We start from the raw sequence: 23,859 nt of genomic DNA, 5'->3' as shown, positions 1-23,859 counted from the left end.
CGGAATCTTGCAACAAATAGAACGCTTGTACGGGTGGCGAGAGTCCGGGTTCACACGCAGCTGAAGTTGCTCGTGCCCCGGAATGACGGAGCGTATTTGTGAGGTACGATAACGGAACGTATTTTGGGGCGATCGTCGTGCTCGACCGATCGAACTACACGGCCCGGCCGGCCGCGACGCCTGACGACCACGCCCATTGGAAATTGAAGCCGCCGAGTTGGCCGGTGACGTCGACCACCTCGCCGATGAAATACAGCCCCGGAACGCTGCGCGCCTCGAAGGTTTTCGACGACAACTCGCTGGTATCCACCCCGCCCAGCGTCACCTCGGCGGTGCGATAGCCCTCGGTGCCGTTGGGCTTGAGCCGCCATTGCTGCACCGCGGCGGCGGCGGCCGCCAGCACCTTGTCGGAACAGTCGGCGATCCGCGCCGGCTTGCCGAGCCGCTCGGCAATGGCCTGCGCCAGCCGCTTCGGCAACAGGGCGCCGAACGCCGCCGCCAGTTCTTGCCGCGGATGCTCGCGGCGCGCATGTTTCAGCGCAGCCAACACGTCGGTGCCCGGCGCCATGTCGATGACGATGTCGTCGCCGTCGCGCCAATAGGAGGAGATCTGCAGGATCGCCGGCCCGCTCAGGCCGCGATGGGTGAACAGCAGCGCCTCGTCGAATTTCGCCTTGCCGCAGGCGACCACCGCGTCGACCGCGATGCCGGAGAGTTCAGCAAATTGCGCAAGCTCAGCCGGCGCAAAGGTCAACGGCACCAAGGCGGCGCGCGGAGGGACGATGGTCAGCCCGAATTGTTCGGCCACCTTGTAGCCGAAGCCGCTGGCGCCGATCTTCGGGATCGACGGCCCGCCGGTCGCCACCACCAACGCGCGGCCCTCGAGCCGGCCGTGATCCGTAGTCAGCGTGAAGCCGTCCGCGGTCCGCTCGATCGCCGGGCTGCGAATCCCGGAGCGGATCTGCACCCCGCCGCCGCGGCATTCCGACAGCAGCATGTCGATGATCTGCTTGGCCGAGCCGTCGCAGAACAATTGCCCGCGGGTTTTTTCGTGATAGGCGATGCCGTGTTTCTCGACCAGCGCGATGAAGTCGTGCTGAGTGTAGCTACTCAGCGCGGAGCGGCAGAACCGCGGATTCTGCGATTGGAAATTCGCCGGCGTGGTGTTGAGGTTGGTGAAGTTGCAGCGGCCGCCGCCGGAGATCCGGATCTTTTCGCCGGGATGCTGGCCTTGCTCGATCAGCAGCACCGAGCGGCCGCGCTTGGCCGCGACGCCGGCGCACATCAGCCCCGCGGCGCCGGCGCCGAGAATGATCACGTCATAGGTCGTTGCAGCGCCGCCGGGCTTGCTCATTCGACCGGCACGACGTCGACCGCGACCCCAAGTTTCTGCCGGCGCGATCCGACGATCACGCCGTCGACCGGCGAGACGTCGGAAAAGTCGCGGCCCTGCGCCAGCACGATGTGATCGTTCTCGACCAGGATGTCGTTGGTCGGATCGAAGCCGACCCAACCGATCGGCTCGCCGCACCACACCGCGACCCAGGCGTGGGTGGCGTCGGCGCCCTGCAGCCGCGGCTGGCCGGCCGGCGGATAGGTGCGCAGATAGCCGCTGACATAGGCGGCCGGCAGCCCGAGCCCGCGCAGCCCTGCGATCATCACATGGGCGAAATCCTGGCAGACCCCGTGACGCTTCTCGAACACTTCTTTCAGTGGGGTGTGAATCTCGGTGGCCTTCGGATCGTATTTGAAGCCGGTGCGGATCCGGTGCATCAGATCGACCGCGCCGCGCAAGATGCCTTCGCCGCGAGGAAAGCTCGCCGCCGCGTAGTCGGTCACCGGCTGTTCGAGCGGCGCCAACGGGCTCGCGAACACATAGCCGATCGGCGAGCCGGCGCTGAGGCTGGGCGACGCGAACGCCGCCTCGCGGACGTCTTCCCAGGCGGGGCTATCGGCCGAACGGCTGCGCGCCTCGCGGTTGACCGCGACGCGGGAGCGGGAGTCGATCCGCAGCAGGCGATGTGGGGTTTCGATCAGCACGCTTTCGGTGTCGGTGCCGAAGAAATCCAGCCGGCTCGCGCGATTGATCGGCCGCGGCTTGATCTCGACCGCGTGCGAAATCAGCTGCTGGCCGTCGCCATTGACCGGCTTCAGCCGCAGCGAGCAGCGCGCGTAGCTCACCGAACTGCCATAGCTGTAGGTGGTGACGTGCCGGATGTCGTAGATCACGCCAGCCCCATCAGCTTCTCCGGCCGCATCGCGCTGGCGCCATGCGGGAAGTAGCGCGAGCCGATCGCGTCGGCGAGCTCGAGCAGCTGCTGCTCCAGCGCGAACAGCGACTTGGTGTCGAGCGTGGCGGCCTCGGCGGTGATCATCGTGGATTGCAGCGCCACCGCGAGGCGTTGCGGCCGCTCGATCAGGCCGCCGGCGCGCAGCGTCGGCAGGCTGCCGATATGATCGTTGAGCTCCTGCACCTGGAACGCCACCGAGCGCGGATTGTAGGGATCCAGCACCACGAGATCGCGCACCGGCGGCAGCAGCGCGCCGACCAGGTAGCGCGAGCGGTAGGTGATCTGGCAATCCACCAGCGTCAGCAGGATATCGAGGTCTTCGGCGGTGGCCTCGTCATAGGCGAACTGCCGGGCAAACCGCGTGGTGTTGATGGCGCGCTCGATCCGGCGGCCCATCTTGAGGAAGCGCCAGCCGGCGGCGCGGTTCATGTTCTCCTGGGCGAGACCGGCGAAGCTCGCCAATTCCTGCAGCGTCAACTCGGCGGCGCTGACCACGCCGTCGTCGTCCTCCACCGGCTGCGCCAGCCGTTCCGCCATCTGGGTGATGACCTGCCAGGCGTCGGGCGACAGCCGCTCGCGCAGCGAGGCGGCGTTGCGCTGCGCCGCCTGCACCAAAGACAGCGCCGAACCGAATTCCTTGTCGTTCTGCAGCGCCTCGGCGGCGATCTTCGACGGATTGGCGCGGGCGCCCAAGGCGGTGGCGCCCCAGGTGACCAGCAGGCGCTGGATCCGCTCCAGCGATTGATGCTGCGGGCCCTTGCCGGGGTCGCGCTGCGGCACGCTGAGCGCGCGCACCAGCCGCAGCGTTCCTTCGGCGCGCTCCAGATAACGGCCGAGCCAGAACAGATTGTCGGCGGCGCGGCTCGGCACCCAGCCGGCGATCCGCTTGATCCGCACCGTGTCCACGGTCGGCAGCAGCGTCGAGGCGGTCACCGCCTTCTCCGACACCACCCAGACGTCGGCGGCGCGCGCGCCCTGCCCCATCGACACCGCGCGGGAATCCAGCCGCTCGGCGATCCGGCAGAACCCGCCGGGCATCACCGTCCAACCGTCGGCGGTGGCGGCGGCGAACACCCGCAGCACGAACGGCCGCGGCGCCAGCTTGCCGTCGTCCCACACCGGCGTGGTCGACAGGCTGACCAGTTCCTGGCCGACATAATCGATGCCGCGGTTGCTGATCGCGTTGCGCAGCCGGTCGCGCTCCGCCGCCGACAGATCGGCGGCAAGCACCGGCCCGGGACCGGGGAAGCCCGGCACCGCGCCGCCATAGGCGCCTTCGATGGCGAAATCGTCGAGCCGCGCCAGCACTTCCTCGCGCGCACTCTGCTGGCCGCACCACCAGGTGGCGATATGCGGCATCTTCAGGTCTTCGCCGAGCAGCCGGCGCGCCAGATTGGGCAGGAAGCCGAGCAGCGCGCGGGATTCGATTACGCCTGAGCCGGGCATATTGGCGACCACCACGCCGCCCTTGCGCAGCACGTCGATCAGCCCGGGAACGCCGAGTTGCGAGGAGGCGTCGAGCTCCAGCGGATCGAGCGAATTGGAATCCACCCTTCGCAGCAGCACGTCGAGCCGCTTCAGCCCGGCGACGGTACGGATATGCACCCGGTCGCCGGACACCGCGAGATCGTCGCCTTCCACCAAGAGATAGCCGAGATAGCGCGCCAGCGTGGCATGCTCGAAATAAGTCTCGCTGAAGCGGCCCGGCGTCAGCACCCCGATCCGCGGCTCGTCGCGATCGGCGCTGGCGCGCAGATGGTCGCGGAACGCCTCGAAGAACGGCGCCACCCGTTCGGCATTCATCGATTTGTAGAGGTCCATGAAGGCGCGCGACAGCACCAGGCGGTTTTCCAGCGCGTAGCCCATGCCGGACGGCGCCTGGGTGCGATCGCCGAGCACCCACCAGCGGCCGTCCGGGCCGCGGCCGATATCGGCGGCGTAGAGGTTGAGATAGCGCCCGCCCGGCGGCTTGATGCCGCACACCGCGCGCAGATATTCGGCGCTGCCGGCGATCGCCGCCGCCGGCACCGCGCCGTCGGCCACCAGCTTTCCGTCGCCGTACAGATCGGTCAGCACGCTTTCCAGCAGCGTGGCGCGCTGAACGATACCGGCGGCGATCTGCTGCCACTCGGTTTCGTCGATCAACAGCGGCACGTGGCTGAGCGGCCAGGCGCGTTCGCTGGTCTCGCCCGGCGCGCGATACGACACCCCGGCCTCGCGCAGATGCCGGTCGGCGGCGCCGAACCGCCGCGCGATCTCCGGCGGGGTGAGGCTCGCGAAATAATCGAAGAACCGGCCCCAGACCTCGCGCGGCGCGCCGTCCGGGGCGATGAACTCGTCGGGAATGCCAGGCAGCCGCACGTAATCGCGGGTCCACTGCGCGACCTTGCGGTCGCGCGGACGCACCTTGCTACCGTGGACGGCGGAGTCCGCCATGACCTGGTCTCCCGAAAACTGCGATGATTCAGAGGCCCTCGCCAGCGTGGTGCCGAAACAGAGCATCTGCAGCCACCCTAGCCCATAATCGGCGCCAGCGTGAGCGCCTTGGCGGCGATATCCCCGCACCAAATGATGAGATCGGTTTGTGCCGGATGCGTGATCGCGATCTGCAGTCGCCCAGCCGGGCCGTTTGGACCGCAGTCGCGAGGTTCGGCCCCCGGGCGGAGCGCAAGGCGATGGCCGCCGCGACGTCCCCGGACGTCGGCAAGGCCTGGAGCGGCAAGGCCTGGATTCGCAAGGCTTGGATCGGCAAGGCCGCCGATTTCCGCGGCCAAGGGATGTGAACGTGGTCGCGGAATGCGGCGATTCAAGACACGCTCGCCGCGCGCGGCCTTAGGGCGAATCCGCGGCTTGCGGGCTCACGAAGTACACGCTCCAGTCCGTTCGCGGCCCAACTCTGCCGCGAAAGACCCGATGCGTGGGCATCACAATGTGCTCGGCACCGCCGGCATGGGATCGCATCCATGCTTCGCAACTCTGAAAACGATCGTCGTTCGGGTCACAAATTCCGACAAAGCCAAGGGCTCTTGCGGCGGCCGGTGATGCGAGGCCCGACGGCCATTTTTCGTTCGGAGAAAGCGTGGTGGGATGATCGGGACTATAGAAAGTCATTGGCTGGCCTATTGCGGTCGTACCAACGACGATCGACCAACGACGATGGAAGCGACGGTGCCATGCGGCGGTCAGGTCAGCGGCGAGCTCCGAGCGGGCTCCGGTTCTATAATCGGCGGCCGATTTCCGCGGCATCGTATAGCTTGCTATGAGCGGTGAAGCCGCCAGCGTCAATAACGATATCATCAGCCAGACCGATAGAATTTTCGGCAGCGCAACCCGTTGAACCGGCAATGCCGGAATCGCCATCAGGCACAATGGCACCAGGAAAAACAGCGAGATTCCCCAATCGGTCTTGATATGGACCGCAAAAGCGATCGCCCCGAGCGGGGGGCCGATCGCAACCACCGCCTGAATGATCCAGACATTGATTGCCTGCGCCCGCCGCATGTCCGGCCGTGCCAGCCGCGCTCCCGCACAAGACGTTGGATCAGCAATCAACACGGAGCGCCATCGCCCCCACACCAGCACCACCGCCGACAGAACCAGGGGGACCGCCAAGAGCGCAATATTGTGCGCAATATAGCCCCGGACAAACGTCAACGCTTCAGCGCGCGTCGATAGCGCATAAGTATCTTCCGCGTAGGACAGCGGAAGGAAATCGACCTGCGCGAGCCAGGCCACATGCGGCACCATGGCGACGGCCATCGCAACGATGGCGACCCACGGCGCCGGAGATCGAAGAAACGCCGTTCGCGCAGGGTGAACCAGCGCTGCGATTCCGATCGCGCCGATCATGGTGAGCGCCCAGTATTTCGTCAGCAATGCGAGAGCGCAGGCGATGCCAAGCCAGACACCCGAACGCACCGTTCGTTTGTCGAACGCATCCAGATAGGCCAACACGACGAGCGGAAGCGTGACCAGTTGAAGCAGGTCGGGATTGTACTTGAAGCCCTTGAAATTGAAGATTGGATACAGCGCAAGCATGACGAGAACGAAAAAGGCGCGGCGCCGATCCACCACCCGCAATGCGATCATCCAGCAGATCAGCATCCCTACGCCGACGACGGTCATCGCCAGCGCGTAGGTGGCCCAATCCGTCGTCGGGAAAACAGAAAACCACAGGCCCGCGACCCAGCCCGAGAGCGGGGGGTGCTTGCCGTAGCCGAGCAAATAGCTCTGCCCCCATCCAAAGGCTTCAGCTACGTCGAAGTGAATGTCCTGCGCCGCCTTGAGCAGTGTCAGAATGACGGTCCACAACAACGCATGAACCGCGATGAAGCCCAACACAAAACCGCGGCAATCGCTGGCATCCGTAGCGAGCTTTGCAATTGATGCCTGCCATCGGCCCGAGAACCTCGCCACACGCGCTACAAAAGACAAACTCAATTCCCCAGTGCCTATCATTGTCGGCGGCGGCACGCGCAGGGGCCAATAGCTTCAAAGGGTAAGGGGCGCAAGACGATTTGTTACGGCCACGCGTAGCAAAGTAACAATTCCAGCTTGAAATGCACTTCGCGCAAAGCGCACTCCATCAAACGTGGACATAACCTGGATATGATCTTCACCGATGCTCGGCGCTAGAGCATTCGGTTGGGATCGAAGCATCCAAGCCAAACGCGGCCGTCATTCCGGATTGCGAGTTCGAAGAACGAGCAAGTCCGGAATCCATATCCCCTGCAGGGGTTATGGATTCCTGGCTCGCTCGCAGCTCAAGCTGCTCGCGCCCCGGGATGACAGCAGGGGGACTCTTGAAGCGCAGCAAGCCAACTCGAAAAGTCTCGAACAGCGACTCCGACGATATTTGCGTCGAAAGCGAATCCCGCCGATCGCAGTTAGTTGACGCGGCGCTGACCGCGACCTGCAAGCGACCCGGCAACAGCCGGCGATCCTGTTCGCGACAGAATTGGATGCGCTCAACGGCCTGCTGCGCGGCAACTACCTCGCCGCTCCCGCTCGCACTAATGCGGCAGCGGCGTCCGCAGATCGAGGGTCAGCGGAAATTCGAGGCTGCGTTCTTCGCGCGGCGGATCGACCTTGCCGGGCGTGTGGCCGTGGTCCTGAAACCGCGCCAGCCGCCGCGCCTCGGCTTCATACGAGTTGACCGGCTTGGTCTCGTAGGAGCGTCCGCCCGGATGGGCGACGTGATAGACGCAGCCGCCGAGCGAGCGGCCGTTCCAAGTGTCGACGATGTCGAACACCAGCGGGGTATGCACCGGAATGGTCGGATGCAGCCCCGAGGCCGGCTGCCAGGCCTTGAACCGCACCGCCGCTACCGCCTCACCGGAGCGCCCGGTCGAAGTCATCGGCAGCCGCCGTCCGTTGCAGGTCACCACATGGCGGCCCTCGACGAAACCTTCGGTCTTCAGCTGCAGCCGCTCCACCGAGGAATCGACATAGCGCACGGTGCCGCCGGCCGAGCCTTCCTCGCCCATCACGTGCCAGGGCTCCAAAGCCTGGCGCACTTCCAGCGAGACGCCGCCATGGCTGACGCTGCCGAACACCGGAAAGCGGAATTCCAGCTGCGCTTCGAACCATTCCGGCGAGAACTCGTAGCCGGACTCTCGCAACTCGGCGAGCACGCCCTTGAAGTCCTCCCACAAGTAGTAAGGCAGCATGAAACGATCATGCAGCGTGGTGCCCCAGCGCACGAACTTGCCATCCAGCGGCTCGCGCCACAGTTTGGCGACCAGCGCCCGGATCAGCAATTGCTGGGCGAGGCTCATCCGCGGGTCCGGCGGCATTTCGAGCGCGCGGAATTCCACCAGGCCGAGCCGGCCGGTCGAGCTGTCCGGCGAATACAGCTTGTCGATGCAGATCTCGGCGCGGTGGGTGTTGCCGGTGATATCGACCAGGATGTTGCGGAACAGCCGGTCGACCAGCCACAGCGGTCCGGTGACGCCGGGCGGCGGCACATGCGCGACCGCGATCTCGAGTTCGTAGAGCCCGTCGTGCCGCGCCTCGTCGATCCGCGGCGCCTGGCTGGTCGGGCCGATGAACATCCCGGAGAATAGGTAGGACAGCGACGGGTGGCGCTGCCAATACAAAACAAAACTCTTCAACAGATCGGGCCGGCGCAGGAACGGCGAGTCGGAAGGCGTCGCGCCGCCGACCACGACGTGGTTGCCGCCGCCGGTGCCGGTGTGGCGGCCGTCGACCAGGAAGCGGTTGGCGCCGAGCCGGACCTTGGCCGCCTCCTCGTAAAGCGCAAAAGTGGTCTCGACCGCCTGCCGCCAGTTTGCCGCTGGATGAATATTGACCTCGATGACGCCCGGATCCGGCGTCACCTTGATCACTTCGATGCGCGGATCGAACGGCGGCGGATAGCCCTCGACGTGGACCTGCATCTGCATCTCTTCGGCGGTGGCCTCCACCGCCGCGATCAGTTCGAGATAATCTTCCAGCTTCTCCACCGGCGGCATGAACGCGCACAGCACGCCGTCGCGCACCTCGATCGACATCGCGGTGCGCACCGGGACTTGCTTCTTCTTCGGCTTTTCCGCGGACGACTTCGCCGCGGCCTCGGCCGATGCTTCGCCAGCCTCCGACAACGGATCGCGCGGCTCCAGCGGATCCTGCTCGACGGTGTAGGGGAATTCGTCCTCGGGAATATGCGGCAATGACGAGATCGGCAGCCGCAGCCCGAGCGGCGAATCGCCCGGCGTCAGAAACAGATTGCCGCGGCGGAATTTCCAGCGCTCGCTGCGCCAGCGATCGGCCTCGGCGTTCCAACGCTGGATCGGCAGCACGTAGCCCTTCGGCACGTTGAGGCCCTGATCGAACACCCGCGCCATCCGCGCGCGCTCTTCCGGATCGGCGAGCTTGGAATCGCTGGGATCGACATTCGGCGGCAGCCCCGCTTCTTTCTGCAGCCAGTGCGCCGGGTCTTCGAACGCCGGCAGGATGTAGTCGGAATGAACGCCGAGCCGCTTGGCGGTGTCGACGGCGAAGCGCTGCGCTTCCTCGATCTTGACCGGACGCTTGCCCTCGACCGGCGCGATCAGCTGCGGGTTTTTCCAGACCGGCACGCCGTCCTTGCGCCAATACAGCCCGAACGCCCAGCGCGGCAGGCTTTCGCCGGGATACCATTTGCCCTGGCCGAAATGCAGCAGCCCGCCCGGCGCAAAGCGCTCGCGTAGCCGGCGCAGCAGATCGTCGCCGAGCACCCGCTTGGTCGGGCCGACCGCGGCGATATTCCATTCCGGCGATTCCAGATCGTCGATCGAGACGAAGGTCGGTTCACCGCCCATGGTCAACCTGACGTCGTCGGCTTTCAGATCGGCGTCGACCTGTTCGCCGACCTGATCGAGCCGCGCCCAGGCTGCGTCGGAGAACGGCTTGGTGATCCGCGGCACCTCGCGGATCCGCTTCACGCTCATCTCGAAGTTGAAATCGACATTGGCGAAGCCGGCCATGCCGGAGATCGGCGCCGCCGAGCGATAATGCGGCGTCGCGGCGACCGGGATATGGCCCTCGCCGGCCAGCATCCCCGAGGTGGCGTCGAAGCCGATCCAGCCGGCGCCGGGGATATAGACCTCGGCCCAGGCGTGCAGATCGGTGAAATCGTTCTCGACCTCGACCTTGCCATCGATCGGGGCGATGTCGGGCCGCAACTGAATGAGATAACCGGAGACGAAGCGCGCCGCGAGGCCGAGCCGGCGCAGCGTCTGGATCAACAGCCAGGCCGAATCACGGCACGAGCCGGCGCCGGTCTGCAGCGTATGCTCCGGGGTCTGGATCCCCGGCTCCATGCGGATGATGTAATTGATGCGGTCGCGCAGCCGGGCGTTGAGATCGACCAGGAAGTTGACCGTGCTCGGCGCCTCGCGGGCGATCTCGGCGAGATAGGCCTCGAACAGCGGCCCGCTCGGCTCGGTGGCGAGATAGGGCGCAAGCTCGGTCTGCAAATCATTGGTATAAGCGAACGGGAAGCTTTCGGCATAAGGCTCGACGAAGAAGTCGAACGGATTGATCACCGTCATCTCGGCGGAGAAATCCACCTCGATCTTCAGTTCGCTGGCCTTCTCCGGAAACACGAAGCGCGCCAGCCAATTGCCCTGCGGGTCTTGCTGCCAATTGACGAAGTGATTCGAAGGCGTGACCTTGAGCGAATAGCTCAGGATCGGGGTCCTGGTGTGCGGCGCCGGCCGCAGCCGCACGGTTTGCGGGCCAAGATCGATGGGGCGGTCGTATTTGTAATGCGTGACGTGGTGTAGGGCGACGAAGATCGACAAAGCGGGCAACTCCAGCAGCTTTTTTGAGCAGAACACCGGAGCCTGCGCGGATCAAGCTTTAACAACGGGCAGCGCTGCCTAGGCGGCGTGCGATATTGCTCAGCGGGTCGCCGACGTCACGTTCGAGCCGTCGAAAGTTGCGGTGAGGAGAAAAACCGGGGTCCCGGGTCTGCAGAGCAGCGTGAAGAACCTGCACCGCGCCCGGGACACGCGCCGCAAGCGTTACGCCTTGCCGCCGGAGTTCTTCCGCGTCTCGCCGACCCAGGCCTTCGCACCCGTCGCCATGATGCCGCTGTCGTTCAATAGCGTCACCAGCTTGAAGCCCATGCCGATGTTTTTCGCGGCACCCGCCGGACCCGAGCAATGGATCCCCGGATAAATTCCGCGCTTGTCGCATTCCTTCAACAGCTTGTCGTAGATCTTCAAAATCTCCGGCTCCTCGCGATCGAGCTTCGGAACCAGACCATAGGAAAAGCCAAGATCGGACGGCCCGACATAGACCCCGGCGATGCCGTCGACGTCGAGGATGGCCTCCATGTTGTCGACCGCGGTCTTGGTCTCGATCATCGGAATGCACAGCGTCTCGTCATTGGCCGTGGTCTGGTAGTTGCCCGACGAGCCGTACAGCCCGGCGCGGATCGGGCCGTTGCTGCGGGTGCCGCGCGGCGGATATTTACAGGCTTGCACGAAGGCTTCGGCCTCCTGCTTGGTATTCACCATCGGGCAGATCACCCCGTAGGCGCCGCCGTCCAGCACCTTGCCGATGATGCCGGGCTCGTTCCACGGCACCCGCACCATCGGCGTCACCGGATGCGCCTGCATCGCCTGGAAACACTGCACCATCGAGGCATAGTCCTGCACGCCGTGCTGCAGATCGACGGTGACGCTGTCGAAGCCGCATTGCGCCATCACCTCGGCGGAGAAACCCGACGGGATCGCCAGCCAGCCGTTGACCGCGACCTTGCCGGCCGCCCAGATTTGTTTGACGTTATTGGTCATCTTGTCTCCTGACGATTCAGATTGTCACGCCGCTGCCGTCTGCACCGCGCGTTCGGAAACGCCGAGTTCGCGCGCGGTGGTGACGATCGCCGCCCAGGTGTCGTCGGGCAGCGGCACGCCGTTCTTGCTGCGCTCGGCGCGGGTGCGGGCTTCGGGATCGCCGGGGATCAGCACCTCGTCGCAGCCCCCGGCCGTCTTGCTGTCCTTGAAATATTTCACGTAGCGCGCCACGTCGCCGTCGAAGAGATGCTCCGGGTCGATGCGCTGCGGATCGACATAGATCGCGAACATGCCATTGGCAAAGCGCCGGTTCGGCCCGGTGGCGCCGGTGCCGGTCAGCGAGCCGCCGAGCAGTTCGCAGATCAGCGCCAGCCCCGAGCCCTTGTGCTCGCCGAAGGCGCGGATCGCGCCTGTGCCGTGATCGTGGATGCGCGGGCTGTCGGGCGTGTACGGTCCATAGAGCTGCGCCGGGTCTTCGCTGAGCGTGCCATCGGCGGCGATCAGCGCGCCGCTCGGCAACGTCTTGCCGCCGCGGCTCGCCACCAGCACCTTGCCCTCGGCGACGATCGAGGTGGCGAAATCCAGCACGATCGGCGACAAGCCGTCGCGCGGAATGCCGACGCAGAACGGCGCGGTGGACAAACGTCGTTCGACGCCGCCGAACGGCGCCACCAGGATCGAGCCCGCGGCATTGACGAAGTGGATCGAGACCAGGCCGGCCGCAGCCGCCATCTCGGCCCAGTCGCCGACCCGGCCGATGTGGCCGGAATTGCGCAGCGCCACTGCGGCGAGCCCCGACGCCTTGCATTTCTCGATGCCGATCCTCACCGCCTCCGGCGCCACGGTCTGGCCGTAGCCGAACCGGCCGTCGACCACGGCCAGCGCCGGCGTGTCGACCACCATCGCGATGCTCTGGTTGGGGACCACCGCCCCCTCCTCTTTCCAGCGAATATAGACCGGCACCCGGATCACGCCGTGGCTGTCGTGCCCGGTGAGATTGGCGGTGGTGAGGTAGCTCGCGATCCGCCTGGCCTCTGCTTCCGACGACTCCGCCCGGACGAACACCTCGGCGACGAAATCGATCAACTTCTCAGCTTGGATAATCACCATTACGGAGTTTCTTCTGGTTAAGCGCGGACCCTGGCGTGGCCGCCGAGGTAGGCCGCGGCGATGGCTTCATTGCCCCACAACTCGTCGGGCTGGCCGCCGAGCACGATACGCCCGGTCTCCAGCACATAGCCAGTGTCGGCAACGGAGAGGCCCATGCGCGCATTCTGCTCGACCAGCAGCACGGTGGTGGTGCGGCGAATCTCCGAGATGATTCGGAACACCGCCTGCACGATCACCGGCGCCAGCCCCAGCGACGGCTCATCGAGCAGCAACAGCCGCGGCTTGGCCATCAGCCCGCGCGCCACCGCCACCATCTGCAACTGCCCGCCCGACAAGGTCCAGCCCAGCGAATCGGCGAATTTCCGGATGTCCGGAAACAGCTCGAACATCGCATCGGCCTCGCGCGACAACTCAGCCTTGCGAACCCGGCGATTGGAGGCGCCGAGCATGATGTTCTCCTTCACGGTGAGGCCGGGAAACACCCGCCGGCCTTCCGGCACGTGGCTGATCCCCATCCGCACGATCGCCTCCGGGCCAAGCCCGGCAATCGATTTGCCCTCGAACAGAATCTCGCCCGACGCGGGCTTGGTGAGCCCGGAGATCGCCCGCAGCGTGGTCGACTTGCCGGCGCCATTGGCGCCGAGCAGCGTCACCACCTGGCCCCGCGCGACGCTGAGCGACACCCCGCGCAGCGCTTCGATCTCGCCGTAGCGCACCACGAGGTCGCGGATTTCCAGCAGCGGCATCATTCGCTCCCGAGATAGGCGGAGACCACGTCGGGATGGCGCAGCACCGCCATCGATTCGCCGTCGGCGATGCGGCGGCCGAAATTCAGCACGGTGATGTGCTGCGCCGCCTCCGACACCAGCGTCATGTCGTGGTCGATGATCAGGATGGTGAGGCCTTGGGCGGCGATGCGCTTCAGCAATTCATGCAGTTCGAGCTTTTCGCTGGAGTTGAGCCCGGCGGCCGGCTCATCGAGCAGCAACAGCGTCGGGTTCGCCGCCAGCGCGCGGGCGATTTCGATCAGCCGTTGGTGGCCGTAGGAAAAGCTGGAGATCAATTCGTTGGCGCGGGCACCTAAGCCAACGAACGCCAGCGCCGACATCGCGCGCTGATGCAAGGCGGCGTCGCCGCCGTTGCCGATCAGCGTGTTGCCGGGCCGCTCGGCGCCGATCACCACGTTCTCCAGCGCGGTCATCGAGCGGAACAGCCGGATGTTCTGGAAGGTGCGGCCGAGCCCGGCCGCGGCGCGCAGATGCGGCGGCATGGTGGTGACGTCGGTGCCGTCGAGCAGCACCTCACCGGCGGTCGCGCGATACAGCCCCGACAGCACGTTCAACGTCGTGGTCTTGCCGGACCCGTTCGGCCCGATCAGCGCGTGCACGCCGCCGCGCTTCACCGCGATGTCGACATTGTCCACCGCCTTCAAGCCGCCGAAATATTTCGCGAGCCCGGTGACCTGCAGCACGATGTCGCCGCCGACATGGGCCGGCGACAATTGCAGCGGCGGACCGGCGGCGTGCAGCTTGGCCTTGGCGCGCCAGCGCTGCGTCGCGGCGTTGACGAAGCCCCAGATGCCGTCCGGCATGAAGCGGATGATCAGGATCACCGACAGCCCGTAGATGGCGAGGTAGAGTCCCGGCACGCTCTTCAGGAAGCGCAGCCATTCCGGGATCAGGATCAACAGCGCGGTGCCGATCGCCGAACCGATCGGCGACGCCCCGCCGCCGAGCAGCGACATGGTCAGGAACACGATGGATTCGGCGAACGAGAACTGATCCGGGCTGATGTAGGAGAACCCGCCGGCGAACAGCCCGCCGGCCAATCCGCCCAGCACCGCGCTCAGCGCAAACGCATAGACCTTGGTGCGAAACACGTCGATGCCGGCGACGCCGGCGGCGAGTTCGTTGTCGCGCACCGCGCGCATCGCGCGGCCGAGCCTTGTGTCCGGCAGATGCCAGACGAAATAGCCGACCAGCGCCAGCATCGCGACGCAGAACGCCAGATAGGCCTGCGACGATTGAAACAGCGCCGGGCGACCGATGCGGCCGACGCCGTCCGGCCCGTGGGTCAGCCAGATCGCGTTGATCATCACCAGCGTGACGATCTGCTGGAACGAGATCGTCACCATCGCCAAGTAGTGCCCGCCGAGCCGCAGCGTCGAGGCGCCCAGCACCGCGCCGGCCAATAGCGCGATGCCGCAGCCGGCGGCGAGGCACAGCCAATAGCTCAGTTGGAAATCCGTGGTGCCGATGCCGACCGCATAGGCGCCGAAGCCGAAGAACGCCGCCTGTGCCAGATTGATCTGGCCGCACAGCCCGAGCACCACCGACAGCCCGAACACCGCGATCGCAAACGTCGTCGCCTGCATCAGAATGTTGAGGATATAGCCGTCGAAGCTGACGGTGGCGGCCAGCGCCACCACGATCGCCGCGCCGAGGAAATACGGCAGATGCCGCAACAGCAGCGGCTTGCCGCGCAACGCCGCGACCGCGAGCGGCATGTTGTCGCTGCCCGCGCTCATGCTTTCTCCGCGACGCGTTCGCCGAAGATGCCCTGCGGCCGGAACACCAGGAACAACACCAGCACCAGAAAGGCGAAGGCGTCCTTGTACGGCACGGAGATATAGGCCGCGCCAAACGTCTCGATGATGCCGAGCGACAGCCCGCCGATGATCGCGCCGGTGACGTCGCCGAAGCCGCCGATGATGGTGGCGGCGAACGCCTTCAGCGCGATGGTCGAGCCCATCTGGATCGAGACGAACAGCACCGGCGCCACCAGGATTCCGGCGAGCCCACCGAGCACCGCGGAGTAGATGAAGGTGATCATGATCATGCCCGACACCGAGATGCCGAGCAGCGAGGCCATCTCCTTGTCCTGCGAGGTGGCCTGCAGCTTCTTGCCGAGCATGGTGTGCTCGAAGAACCAGTAGTTGAACGCCACCAGCGCGCAGGTGACGGCAATGATCAGCAGATATTGGCTGTCGAGATAGACCGGGCCGAGTTGGATGCCGGGGGTTTCGAACCAGCCTTCCAGCACCTGCGGCTGCGGGCCGTAGATCGCCAGCACCGAATTGGCCATCAGGATCGAGGCGCCGATGGTGGCGATGATCACCGGCAGAAACGTGCGATGCCGCAGCGGGTAGTACACGCCGAGATTGAAGATCGCCCCGAGCAGCGCCATGCCGGCCAAGGCGCACAGGAAGGACAGCCAATACGGCCAGCCGAGGTCGACCGCGAACACCACCATCAGATAGGCCGCCACCATCGAGAATTCGCCTTGCGCGAAATTGACGACGTTGGTGGCGCGGAAGATCAGCACGAAGCCGAGCGCGACCAGCGCATAGACCGCGCCGATGCCGATTCCGGTGAATAGAAGTTGCAGGGCGAGGTCCATCAGCGGTGCTCGGTGCGAGAACGATGCAGACGACGAACGACGGTGGGTGGATCAGCTCGCGACCACCAATGGGCATTGTGTCATTCCGGGGCGCGAGCCCTTTAGGGCGAGCGAACCCGGAAGCCAGTATTCCAGGGCGGTGAGTACTGGATTCCGGGTTCACTCGCAGCGAAGCTGCTCGCGCCCCGGAATGACAGTTTCCGATCAGTCAACCACATCGACACAAACCGGCCGCTTGCAACGCGTGCGCCGCGCTCAATCCGTGAACTCGATGTGCTTGTCGAACACGATCTTGCCCTTGTCGTTCTTGACGATGTTGTAGCCGTGCAGCCCGTCGCCTTTGTCGTCGAAATTGTATTCGCCTTCGGCGCCGGGGAATTTCTTGATGCCCAGGATCGCCTCGCGGATCTTCTGCGGATCGGTCGAGCCGGCCTTGTTGATCGCCGCGGCCAACACCGTCACCGCATCGAACGGCCACGAACTCTGGTTGTCCGGCGCCACCTTGACGGCGTCGCGATACAGCTTGCCGAACGCTTTGGCGGCTTCGCTGGACTCCTCGGCATAGTCGGCGACGCCGTAAGTTCCGTACAACGCCGGGCCGGCGAGCTTCAGCGCGGTGATGTTGACGATCGAGGGCGAGCCGACCCACGGGATGGTGACGCCGAGCTGGCGCAACTGCCGGGCAAAGATGCCGAGATCGTTCTCGAAGGTGAAGTACGAGCCCAGAATGTCGGCGCCGGACGATTTGATCGCCAGCACCACCGGGGTGAAATCCTGGCTCTGGTTGGCGTAGCCCTGGTCCAGCACCGGCGGCGCGCCGAGCTTGTTCAACGCCTCGCTCAACGCCTTGCCGCCGGCGGTGCCGAACGCGTCGGTGGAATGCAGCACCGCCCATTTCTTCTTGCCGAGCGTGTTGACGCCGTAATCGGCGATCACCCGGCCGGAATAGCTGTCGTTGGGCCGGAACCGAAACAACCAGGGATTGCCGAGCTTGGTGAGATTGGGATCGGTGCCGCCGAACATCACCGGCTTGCCGAGCTTCATCACGTCCGGCGCCATCGCGTGCACCTGGGTGGAGCGGATCGAGCCGAGGAAGCCGACGATGTCGGGCTGCGCGGCGAGCTTGGAGAACGCCAGCACGATGCCGGGGTTGGTGGTCTGATCGTCCTCGACGATCAGTTCGAGCTGTTTGCCGAGCACGCCGCCGGCCTTGTTGACGGCCTCCAGCGCCAGCTTGGCGCCCTTGACGGCGTAGCCGCCGGACTCCGCGGCGGGGCCGGTCACCGGCGCGCACATTCCGATCTTGATGGTGGCGCCTTGCGCCCGCGCGCGGCCGATCAAGTAGGGGGCGGTCAGTCCCACAGCCAAGCCGGCCGCGACCTCGCGTCTCGTCAGCGTCATCCAGTCCTCCCTCGCGGCCGAACTTGCTGCCAGCCTGCATGGTCAAGTTGATCGAAAAATCGCCGAGCTGTCTAGCGCCTCGCTGCAAAGTGTTCGCAGTCGGTTGCGTTGAGCTTCGTGCACTGCAGCGAAGATGGTTGCGAGACGACGGTTTGCTGTTAATCATCGGCGCTCCCGCAGCCTCCCGCAGAGCGAGCTCGCCATGCCGCACTTCACGATCGAATATTCCGCCAATCTCGACGACCGCGTCGACCTCGCCGCCGTGGTCGAACTGGTTCGTGCCGCCGCGGTGGAGACCGGGCTGTTTGCACTGGACGGCATCCGCGTCCGCGCCGTGCGCTGCGACAACTACGCCATCGCCGACGGCCGCGACGGGCTGAGCTTCATGGCGATGCTGCTGCGGCTCAACGAAGGCCGCGAGGCGGTGGCGCGCAAGCACGCCGGCGACCACATCTTCCGCAAGCTGTCGCACTATCTCGAGCCGCTGTTCGCCGACGACAGCTTCGCACTGTCGTTCGACATCAAGGTCCACGACAGAGAGGCCGGCTGGGAGCGCAACAGCATCCACGACCTGTTGATCAACGAGGTCCGGCACGGCTGAAGCGCCGCGGCCGCGCCGCGCGACGGCAGCACGATCCTACCAGCGCAACGATCTTTGGCTTTCCCCCTCCGATCAATTATATCTCGCCGCTCACCGGACCCGGTCGAGATCGCGGCGGAGCATCGCTGCGCCATGGCGTGATCGACCGCCCCCGCAAGCGATGGGAATTCACGATGACGGCAATGACCGGCGGCGAAGCGATCGTCGATGGCCTGCGCGCGCACGGCGTCGACACCGTGTTCGGGCTGCCCGGCGCGCAGATCTACGGGCTGTTCGACGGCTTCGCCAAAGCGAAGTTGAAGGTCATCGGCGCGCGGCACGAGCAGGCCTGCGGCTACATGGCATTCGGCTACGCCCGCGCCACCGGCCGCCCCGGGGTGTTCAGCGTGGTGCCGGGCCCGGGCGTGCTCAATGCCTCCGCGGCGATGCTCACCGCGTTCGGCTGCAACGAGCCGGTGCTGTGCCTCACCGGCCAGGTGCCGAGCGCGTTCCTCGGCCGCGGCCGCGGCCATCTGCACGAGATGCCGGACCAGCTGGCGACCTTGCGCAGTTTCCTGAAATGGGCGGAGCGGATCGAATATCCCGGCGCCGCGCCGACTTTGGTGTCGCGCGCGTTCCAGGAGATGCTGTCCGGCCGGCGCGGCCCCGCGGCGCTGGAAATGCCGTGGGACGTCTTCATGCAGCGCGCCGCGGTCGGGGCTTCGACGGCTTTGCCGCGCTTTCCGGCACCATTGCCCGATCCGGATCGGGTCGCCGCCGCGGCGGCGCTGATCGCCGCCAGCAAGACGCCGATGATCTTCGTCGGCAACGGCGCCTTCGAGGCCGCCGATGAGATCCTGGAATTGGCCGAAGCGATCGACGCGCCGGTGGTGGCGTTCCGCTCCGGCCGCGGCATCGTCAGCAACGCTCACGAGCTCGGTCTGTCGTTTGCCGCGGCCTACAATCTGTGGCCGTCGACCGACCTGATCATCGGCATCGGCACCCGGCTGGAATTGGCGACGATGTATCGCTGGCCGTACCGGCCCGCCGGGCAGACATCGATCCGCATCGACATCGATGCGTCGGAGATGCGCCGCTTCACCCCGGACGCGGCGATCGTCGCCGACGCGCAAGCCGGCACCCGCGATCTGTTGGCCGCGGTGCGCAAGGGCGGCTACGCCAAGTCGAGCACGCGCCGCGGAGAGATCCGTGAGGCCTCGGCGCTCGCAGCACAGCAGATCGAAATCGTGCAGCCGCAGATGGCTTACTTGAAGATCTTGCGCGAGGTGCTGCCGGCCGAGGCCATCGTCACCGACGAACTGTGCCAGGTCGGCTTCGCCTCCTGGTTCGGCTTTCCGGTGTACCAGCCGCGCACCTATCTCACCTCGGGCTATCAGGGCACGCTCGGCTCCGGTTTTCCCACCGCGCTCGGCGCCAAGGTGGCCTATCCGGACCGGCCGGTGGTGGCGATCACCGGCGATGGCGGCTTCATGTTCGCGGTGCAGGAATTGGCCACCGCCGTGCAGTACAACATCGGCGTGGTGACGCTGGTGTTCAACAACTCCGCCTACGGCAACGTGCGGCGCGATCAGCGCAGCATGTTCGATGGCCGCGTGGTGGCGTCCGATCTGCACAACCCGGATTTCGTCAAGCTCGCGGAGTCGTTCGGCGTGGGCGCGTGCCGCGTGCGGTCGCCAGGCGAATTTCGTGCGGCGCTCGAAACGGCGCTGGGCGACGGCGGGCCGTATCTGATCGCGATCGAAATCGAAAAAGACGGCGAAGCAAGCCCCTGGCCGTTCATTCATCCGCCGAAGCCGTAATGGAACCCCGCTGCCCCGTGCAAAGGCTTGAGGAGCACGTGCCTCGTTTGTGACGCTTTTCCGTGCTTTATGCGGTATCGGGGAACTAACGATCATAGTGCGCGTTGCCTAGGCACACTGCGCAGTGAACTAGCTCCCGTAAGATCGGCAGTCCCGATAAGTCAAAGCCTGCCAATTGCCGCGACGTTGTCGCGACAGTTCGGCCGTTTGACCGACCGGGTTGGATGCGGAACGAGCAACGAGGCTCGTTCGGTAGAACTCGCCCGAGATTCGCAAAGCCTCAGTTTTCGGCAGCAGAATCTTCCAAGTTAACCGCGTTTCGTCGCTCCGGTTTACCGGATCGTCGCCGCGTGCATTGAAACACCTACAGCGTCTTCGACGTGACACGATTGGCACCCGATTGACAAAAGGAAAGACCATGTTGATCACCCGCGCGGTTCTCTGCGGAACCATGCTGCTCAGCGCCGATCTTGCGGTGGCGCAAAGTCCGTTCGACGGCGTCTGGAACGTCACCGTCGTCACCAACGCCGGCAGCTGCGAACCGAAGCTGAGCTATCCGGTGGTCGTCGCCGATGGCCGCGTCACCGGCTCGCCGGACATCACCGGCAGCATCGGCCGCGCGGGCAACGTCAGGGTCTCGATCCGTGGCGCCTATGCCAACGGCCAACTCAACGGCAGCGCCGGGTCGGGCAAATGGAACAGCGCCGCGGCCGGCATGCCGTGCAGCGGTCGCTGGGAAGCCTCGCGCGGCTGAGCTTCAGCGACACCGAGCAGGTTTGCCCCGAAGGAGAAGGCGATGAAGGATTTTTCCCATGCGTCGTTTCCGCCGGAAACCATCCGGCTGATGCAAACGGCTCTGGATGGCGCGGTGGCAGCACTGCCGCATCCGGTCAGTTCCGCGCATGTCCGTTCGATCGCCGAAACCATCCTGCGCACCGCCAAGGAAGGCGAGCGCGACGCCAAGGCGCTGGAGCGCATGGCGCTGTTGGAACTGCAACTGTCGCCGCGCGAGTAGCGGCTCGCTTCGCGCGAGGTCTATCGCGCCTTGCGGAAGGTGAGATTGATGCGCTGCCGGCCGAGCAACGGATGCTCGCCGTCCTTCAACGCCGCCACGCCGTGAAACGCCAGCCGCGCCGCGCCACCCCACGCCACCACGTCGCCATGCTCGAGCGCAAAGCGCTGTGGCTTGTCGCTGCGCTTTGCGCCGCCGAACATGAACACCGCGGGCAGCCCGAGCGACACCGAGACGATCGGCGCGGTGAAATCGGCTTCGTCCTTGTCCTGATGCAGCGACATCTTGGCGCCCGGCACGTAACGATTGATCAGGCAGGCGTCGGGGTGAAAATTGGCGAAGCCGGCCTCGCTCGCCGCGCGAACCGCCAAATCCATCAACACCGCCGGCATCGGCGGCCACGGCCGGCCGCTGTCGGGATCGATCGCGTCGTAGCGATAGCCCTTGCGGTCGGTGACCCAGCCGACCGCGCCGCAATTGCTCATCGCCACCGACATGGTGTGGCCGCCCGGCGTGATCATCTGGCGGAACGGCGCCTCGGCCAGGATCGCGCGCAACGCCGCGATCAGTTCGCGCTCATCGGCAAGCGCGAAGCCGCGCAGCAGCGTTGCGCCCTCGGCGATCGGCTGCCGCGCCGGGCGCGGATCGATCGCTTCGAACAGATCGCCGCCCACCCTCAGCCAACCACAGGCAGCACCGCCACGTCGTAGCCGTGGCGGATCACGCGGTTCAGCACCGGATCCTCGATCTCGTAGTCGAACCGGCTGGCCGGGCGGATGCCGCCCTTGGCGGCGAAGGTGCCGCCGAACATCGCGCAGCCGTCCGGCAGGCCGGTCTCGCCGAAGCCGCGCGAGATCAGCTCCGCGGCCGGCAGCATGCCGTCGAGCGTGCCCTCCTGATACAATACGCGCTGGCCATCGATGGTGGCGAACGAGCGCAGGATGATCTTGTCCCAATGATCCGCCAGTTCGGCGACGTCCCACAGCTGCGGCGCGATCGGCTTGTCGCACATCTGTTTCGACACGGTGATGTTGTAGGTCTCGACCTTGCGGTCGGTGTGGTCGGAGCCGACGCCGAGCAGCACCCTGCCCTGCGTGCCGATCAGCACGAATTCGACCTCGCCGCTGGAATGCCGGCCGCTGCATTCGATGCTGCCCGCGGTGGTCAGCCGCCGCGCCGACACCCGGTAATAGATCGGCGTCGAGGCCGGCCGCGTGATGCCGATCGCTTCGAGTTCGGCGATATGCTTGTCGCGCGCCACCGGATCGCGGCCGGTCCAACCGGCGATCACCGCCTGGTGGATCGGCAAGGTCAGCGCGGTTGCGCCGTCGTTCGTCGTCAATGTGAATGCGATTTCAACCACGAATAAGACTTTCCATACCTGCTGCGAGTTCAAAAATCCGCTGATCGGTGCCGGCACTGCCCGCCAGCATCAACCCGACCGGCACCTCGCCGTCGCGGTGACACGGCAGCGAGATCGCGCAGCCGTCGATCATGTTGATCAGTGTGCAATTGCGCAATGCCAGCAAATTGGCCTTGGTGAACGCTTTGTCGTCGGCGAGGTCGGCGATCTTCGGCGGCGTGTTCGCGGTGGTCGGCAGCACGATCGCATCATACGGCGACAGCCGCTGCGTCGCGCGCGCCACCAGCGATTTGCGCGCGTTGATCAGGTCGATGTAATCGGCGGCGCTCTGCGTCTCGCCGCGGATGATGCGGTCGCGCACCCGCGGATCGTAGACGTCGCCATTGGCGACGATCAGATAGCGATGCCAGGCAAAACTTTCGGCGGCGGTGAACCCGCCCTTGGCACTCATCGGCGCGACGTCGAGAAATTCCGGCACCGCGATCCGCTCGATCCAGGCCCCGGCCCGCGACAGTGTTTCGAGCGCGCGTTCGAACGCCTGCGCCACCGCGTCGTCGAGGTCGTCGAGCGCCACCGTGGTCGGCACCGCGAGACGCATACCGCGCACCGGCCGCGACTGCAGCGTGGTCAGCGGCTGATCCGCCAGCACCGCGTCGAGCGTGGCGCAGCATTGCACGCTACGCGCCAACGGCCCGATACTGTCGAGCGTCGGCGACAGCGGCACCGCGCCGTCGAGCGGCACCCGGGCTTGCGTCGGCTTGAAGCCGACCACGCCATTGAACGCCGCCGGAATCCGGCAGGAACCGCCGGTGTCGGTGCCGAGCGCGCCGTGCGCCATGCCGTCGGCGACCGAAACCGCCGCACCGGCGGAGGAGCCGCCGGGCACATGGCCGACGTCGCGCTGCCAGGTGCTCTTCGGTGTGCCGTAATGCGGGTTGATGCCGATCCCCGAATAGGCAAATTCGGTCATGTTGGTGCGGCCGATCACCACGAAGCCGGCGCGGCGCAGCCGCGCCACCGCGGCCGCGTCGGCCTCCGCGGGCGGGTTGTCGTCGAGCGCGCGGGAACCGGCGCGGGTCACCTGGCCCTTGATGTCGAACAGATCCTTGATCGAGACCGGAATGCCCGCGAAGGCCGATGGCGCGGCGTTGGCTTTGCGCAACGCGTCCATCGCCTCGGCTGCCGCGATCGCCGCCGCGGCATCGACGCGTACGAACGCCCGCGCGCCCTCGCCGTTCGGATCTTGAATCGCCGCGAGGCATTGGTCGACCAGCTTGCGGGCGCTGGTGCGGCCGGCGTCGAGGTCAGCCGCGAGCGCGGCAAGGGTCGGAAGCGTGGGCATCGGCAGTATCCGCTGAAAAACATCGCGATCGATGGACCGCTGACTTGGTATCGCCGATGCCGGCGCTGATTTCCAGATCAAGCCGCAGGCAATCGCACGATTTGTGCTCAGCGACGCTGCTATGCGCGCCAACTGTCGCAGCCGCGCCTGCCGTGCTGCGAAATTCTAATCGATCGATCGCGCCCGCGCTTATCGATAGCGTTGAAGCCGCTGCCAGGAGCAGTCTTCGTCGCGATGCCGACCGCCGTTGCGTGAGA

At 65.9% G+C, this 23,859-nt stretch carries 18 protein-coding genes; 4 read left to right on the top strand and 14 right to left on the bottom strand.

Features of this window, described 5'->3' with window-relative positions; translation table 11 throughout:
• Window positions 1–154 precede the first annotated feature (154 nt).
• The 11 genes from RPC_RS08550 to RPC_RS08495 form a co-directional block, all read right to left on the bottom strand.
• Window positions 155–1,354 carry an NAD(P)/FAD-dependent oxidoreductase gene (locus RPC_RS08550; RefSeq protein WP_011472170.1) on the bottom strand — a complete coding sequence of 400 codons (1,200 nt, stop codon included), beginning with the start codon at window positions 1,352–1,354 and terminating at the stop codon, window positions 155–157.
• Window positions 1,351–2,229 carry a transglutaminase family protein gene (locus RPC_RS08545; RefSeq protein ID WP_011472169.1) on the bottom strand — a complete coding sequence of 293 codons (879 nt, stop codon included), beginning with the start codon at window positions 2,227–2,229 and terminating at the stop codon, window positions 1,351–1,353. Before RPC_RS08545 ends, RPC_RS08550 begins: the two co-directional genes overlap by 4 nt.
• Complete coding sequence (locus tag RPC_RS08540) at window positions 2,226–4,727, bottom strand: circularly permuted type 2 ATP-grasp protein (protein ID WP_041801576.1); 2,502 nt, start codon at window positions 4,725–4,727, stop codon at window positions 2,226–2,228. The genes RPC_RS08545 and RPC_RS08540 overlap by 4 nt, the downstream gene beginning before the upstream one ends.
• Before the next feature lie 396 nt (window positions 4,728–5,123).
• Complete coding sequence (locus tag RPC_RS08530) at window positions 5,124–6,731, bottom strand: glycosyltransferase family 39 protein (RefSeq protein WP_415914812.1); 1,608 nt, start codon at window positions 6,729–6,731, stop codon at window positions 5,124–5,126.
• A 572-nt stretch (window positions 6,732–7,303) separates the two neighbouring features.
• Window positions 7,304–10,576, bottom strand: a complete 3,273-nt coding sequence (locus RPC_RS08525) for a DUF2126 domain-containing protein (RefSeq protein WP_011472164.1) — start codon at window positions 10,574–10,576, stop codon at window positions 7,304–7,306.
• Window positions 10,577–10,798: 222 nt separating this feature from the next.
• On the bottom strand, window positions 10,799–11,575 hold the full coding sequence (locus RPC_RS08520) for an HpcH/HpaI aldolase family protein (RefSeq protein WP_011472163.1): 777 nt from the start codon (window positions 11,573–11,575) through the stop codon (window positions 10,799–10,801).
• A 24-nt stretch (window positions 11,576–11,599) separates the two neighbouring features.
• On the bottom strand, window positions 11,600–12,685 hold the full coding sequence (locus tag RPC_RS08515) for a malate/lactate/ureidoglycolate dehydrogenase (RefSeq protein ID WP_011472162.1): 1,086 nt from the start codon (window positions 12,683–12,685) through the stop codon (window positions 11,600–11,602).
• 17 nt (window positions 12,686–12,702) lie between these two features.
• Complete coding sequence (locus RPC_RS08510) at window positions 12,703–13,431, bottom strand: ABC transporter ATP-binding protein (protein WP_011472161.1); 729 nt, start codon at window positions 13,429–13,431, stop codon at window positions 12,703–12,705.
• The gene (locus RPC_RS08505; protein WP_011472160.1) at window positions 13,431–15,212 is read right to left on the bottom strand and encodes a branched-chain amino acid ABC transporter ATP-binding protein/permease; all 1,782 of its coding nucleotides are present in this window, start codon (window positions 15,210–15,212) and stop codon (window positions 13,431–13,433) included. Before RPC_RS08505 ends, RPC_RS08510 begins: the two co-directional genes overlap by 1 nt.
• Complete coding sequence (locus RPC_RS08500) at window positions 15,209–16,084, bottom strand: branched-chain amino acid ABC transporter permease (RefSeq protein WP_011472159.1); 876 nt, start codon at window positions 16,082–16,084, stop codon at window positions 15,209–15,211. Before RPC_RS08500 ends, RPC_RS08505 begins: the two co-directional genes overlap by 4 nt.
• A 255-nt stretch (window positions 16,085–16,339) precedes the next feature.
• The gene (locus RPC_RS08495; protein ID WP_011472158.1) at window positions 16,340–17,485 is read right to left on the bottom strand and encodes an ABC transporter substrate-binding protein; all 1,146 of its coding nucleotides are present in this window, start codon (window positions 17,483–17,485) and stop codon (window positions 16,340–16,342) included.
• A 202-nt stretch (window positions 17,486–17,687) separates the two neighbouring features.
• Here RPC_RS08495 and RPC_RS08490 point away from each other — a divergent pair, with 202 nt between their 5' ends.
• The 4 genes from RPC_RS08490 (at window position 17,688) to RPC_RS08475 (ending at window position 20,900) form a co-directional block, all read left to right on the top strand.
• Window positions 17,688–18,086 (top strand): 5-carboxymethyl-2-hydroxymuconate Delta-isomerase, encoded by a 399-nt coding sequence (locus RPC_RS08490; protein ID WP_041801572.1) that lies wholly within the window; start codon window positions 17,688–17,690, stop codon window positions 18,084–18,086.
• A gap of 173 nt (window positions 18,087–18,259) precedes the next feature.
• Window positions 18,260–19,885: a thiamine pyrophosphate-dependent enzyme gene (locus RPC_RS08485; protein WP_011472156.1), complete on the top strand. Its 1,626-nt coding sequence runs from the start codon at window positions 18,260–18,262 to the stop codon at window positions 19,883–19,885.
• Between the two features lie 418 nt (window positions 19,886–20,303).
• Window positions 20,304–20,639, top strand: a complete 336-nt coding sequence (locus RPC_RS08480) for a hypothetical protein (RefSeq protein ID WP_011472155.1) — start codon at window positions 20,304–20,306, stop codon at window positions 20,637–20,639.
• Window positions 20,640–20,681: 42 nt separating this feature from the next.
• Window positions 20,682–20,900 (top strand): hypothetical protein, encoded by a 219-nt coding sequence (locus tag RPC_RS08475; protein WP_011472154.1) that lies wholly within the window; start codon window positions 20,682–20,684, stop codon window positions 20,898–20,900.
• Between the two features lie 20 nt (window positions 20,901–20,920).
• On the opposite strand, the gene alkB is transcribed toward RPC_RS08475, so the two are convergent.
• The 3 genes from alkB to RPC_RS08460 are packed head-to-tail and all read right to left on the bottom strand — an operon-like array spanning window position 20,921 to window position 23,602.
• The gene (alkB, locus tag RPC_RS25805; RefSeq protein WP_011472153.1) at window positions 20,921–21,571 is read right to left on the bottom strand and encodes a DNA oxidative demethylase AlkB; all 651 of its coding nucleotides are present in this window, start codon (window positions 21,569–21,571) and stop codon (window positions 20,921–20,923) included.
• 2 nt (window positions 21,572–21,573) lie between these two features.
• Entirely contained in the window at window positions 21,574–22,260 is a 687-nt protein-coding gene (locus RPC_RS25800) for a DUF2848 domain-containing protein (RefSeq protein ID WP_011472152.1), read from the bottom strand.
• The gene (locus tag RPC_RS08460) at window positions 22,253–23,602 is read right to left on the bottom strand and encodes an amidase (RefSeq protein WP_011472151.1); all 1,350 of its coding nucleotides are present in this window, start codon (window positions 23,600–23,602) and stop codon (window positions 22,253–22,255) included. The genes RPC_RS25800 and RPC_RS08460 overlap by 8 nt, the downstream gene beginning before the upstream one ends.
• Window positions 23,603–23,859: the final 257 nt, after the last annotated feature.

The organism is Rhodopseudomonas palustris BisB18, assembly GCF_000013745.1.
GTDB classification, from domain to species: Bacteria; Pseudomonadota; Alphaproteobacteria; order Rhizobiales; family Xanthobacteraceae; genus Rhodopseudomonas_A; species Rhodopseudomonas_A palustris_F.
This window is presented reverse-complemented; position numbering and strand designations above follow the sequence as displayed.

Coding starts and splice junctions, on each gene's coding strand:
- RPC_RS08550 (WP_011472170.1), bottom strand. CDS start 1,354: ATGAGCAAGCCCGGCGGCGCTGCAACGACCTATGACGTGATCATTCTC.
- RPC_RS08540 (WP_041801576.1), bottom strand. CDS start 4,727: ATGGCGGACTCCGCCGTCCACGGTAGCAAGGTGCGTCCGCGCGACCGC.
- RPC_RS08520 (WP_011472163.1), bottom strand. CDS start 11,575: ATGACCAATAACGTCAAACAAATCTGGGCGGCCGGCAAGGTCGCGGTC.
- RPC_RS08515 (WP_011472162.1), bottom strand. CDS start 12,685: ATGGTGATTATCCAAGCTGAGAAGTTGATCGATTTCGTCGCCGAGGTG.
- RPC_RS08510 (WP_011472161.1), bottom strand. CDS start 13,431: ATGCCGCTGCTGGAAATCCGCGACCTCGTGGTGCGCTACGGCGAGATC.
- RPC_RS08505 (WP_011472160.1), bottom strand. CDS start 15,212: ATGAGCGCGGGCAGCGACAACATGCCGCTCGCGGTCGCGGCGTTGCGC.
- RPC_RS08500 (WP_011472159.1), bottom strand. CDS start 16,084: ATGGACCTCGCCCTGCAACTTCTATTCACCGGAATCGGCATCGGCGCG.
- RPC_RS08495 (WP_011472158.1), bottom strand. CDS start 17,485: ATGACGCTGACGAGACGCGAGGTCGCGGCCGGCTTGGCTGTGGGACTG.
- RPC_RS08490 (WP_041801572.1), top strand. CDS start 17,688: ATGCCGCACTTCACGATCGAATATTCCGCCAATCTCGACGACCGCGTC.
- RPC_RS08485 (WP_011472156.1), top strand. CDS start 18,260: ATGACGGCAATGACCGGCGGCGAAGCGATCGTCGATGGCCTGCGCGCG.
- RPC_RS08480 (WP_011472155.1), top strand. CDS start 20,304: ATGTTGATCACCCGCGCGGTTCTCTGCGGAACCATGCTGCTCAGCGCC.
- RPC_RS08475 (WP_011472154.1), top strand. CDS start 20,682: ATGAAGGATTTTTCCCATGCGTCGTTTCCGCCGGAAACCATCCGGCTG.
- RPC_RS08460 (WP_011472151.1), bottom strand. CDS start 23,602: ATGCCCACGCTTCCGACCCTTGCCGCGCTCGCGGCTGACCTCGACGCC.